1 protein-coding gene is annotated in these 1754 nt (G+C 36.4%); it reads left to right on the top strand.

The annotated features are described in order from the left end of the window. The first annotated feature begins 83 nt into the window (after positions 1-83). A complete protein-coding gene (locus DLD82_RS18020; protein WP_342764585.1) occupies positions 84-1709 on the top strand; it encodes a transposase in 1626 nt (541 codons plus the stop codon). The last annotated feature ends 45 nt before the right edge of the window (positions 1710-1754 follow it).

Raw genomic sequence — 1754 nt, 5'->3', positions numbered from 1 at the left:
TGAGGCTGTTGCACAAATAACTAAAATAATTAACAATAAGTAATAAAGCTTAACTATATATCTTAGAAAGATCAATATAATGTATGCCTCATCACCATAACATGATCAAAGGGTATGGTAATGAACAACAATTCCTGCTCCCTGTAAATGCCATGGAATGGTTATCGGAAAATGATATTACCTATGCAATATTGGATATACTCTCCCTTCTTGATATCAGTAAATTTATTGATAAATACCGCGAAGATGGTCGTGGATCTGCCTTTTTTGATCCCCGTGTGATGCTTGGAATATTGATATATGCAATGATTCGCGGTGAAAAATCAAGCAGAAAAATCGAGATGTGTTGTCATTATGACATCGGGTACCGGATTGTCGCTCACAATCTCACCCCAGATCACACAACAATCTATCGTTTTAAAAAGAATAACTCATATGAGATCAAATCACTCTTTAAACAATTATCTCGAATCATTGTAGAATCCGGAATTGCACAAATTGGGGTCCTTGCTCTTGATGGATCAAAATTTGGGTGTAATGCTTCTCTTTCTGCAAATAAAAAGTTAAAGCACCTGGAATCAGAGTTAAACCGTCTATTTGATGAATCCCAGGAGATTGATGAGAGTGAAAACAAAGATGGTAATGCTCAGGACATGAGAATCAATCGCCTGCCAGAGCATCTTTCAACGAACGAGAAACGCAAAAAAGTTCTAATCCGCGCAAGAGATAAAATAATCGAACGAAATAAGGAAGAATCAAAAAAGCAGGAAGAGAAAATCAAGGAACGCGAGAAAGAAGAGAGAGAATCAGGTAAATTGAAACGAGGTAGAAAACCTTCAAAACCACAAAAAAACCCGTCTCCAGATTTAAAAGTAAATGTTACGGACCCTGATAGCCAGATAATGTCAACAACCAATGGATGGATCCAAGGATATAATGGTCAGATTATCGTTTCTGAAAACCAGTATATTCTTGCCGCGTTGTTATCAGATGAACAAAACGATAAAAAATTGTTAGTCCCAATGTTAAATGAACTTCAAGAACTCTTTTCAGGAATCCATCCGCCAATACTGCCTCACTCCTTCCTTTCTGATGCAGGATATTATTCATATCAAAACGCATTGGCAGAAAATGAGTATAGCATGAATTTTATAATCCCTCCCTCAAAAGAGAGAAAAATTCATGAATATACCCTTGATGATGGGAATGTATCACGAATGGAAGAGATCTGTAAGATGATTTCCAATGGAATCAGAGTGACTATTGCGGAACTTGCAAATATAGGTACATTTGTTTGGCGTTCTTTTATGGATAGAGAGAAAAATGCTACCAATGAGGAGATTTGCAGGAGAATTATGGAAGCAAGAGTAAGATCACCCACTGGTAGAGAATTATATCGTAAACGCAAATATATGGTAGAACCAGTCTTTGGAGATATTAAACATAATATGAGGTTTAGAACTTTCTCTCAAAAAGGGAAGGAAAATTGCGAGGGGGAATTCTTTTTAGCGGCATTAGTGCATAATATCAAAAAACTAGCAAAGATTTCTAACATCACTACGGTTGGCCATTTTTTTAGTCGTTTTTTAATTCATCCACAATCACAATTCCCCCTTTTTTATCAACCAAGAACTGTATCTGCCATGAGGGGATTAAGATCGGTTAATGAGATACTGATCATGTTGGCGATATCATACACAAAAGTCTAATGGATCACAAACGATTTTTTTTTACCATCTATGCAACAGCCTCTA

It is taken from the genome of Methanospirillum stamsii (genome assembly GCF_003173335.1).
Classification (GTDB): Archaea; Halobacteriota; Methanomicrobia; order Methanomicrobiales; family Methanospirillaceae; genus Methanospirillum; species Methanospirillum stamsii.
Note: the sequence above shows the minus strand (reverse complement) of the source record. Positions and strands in the feature narration are given on the sequence as shown.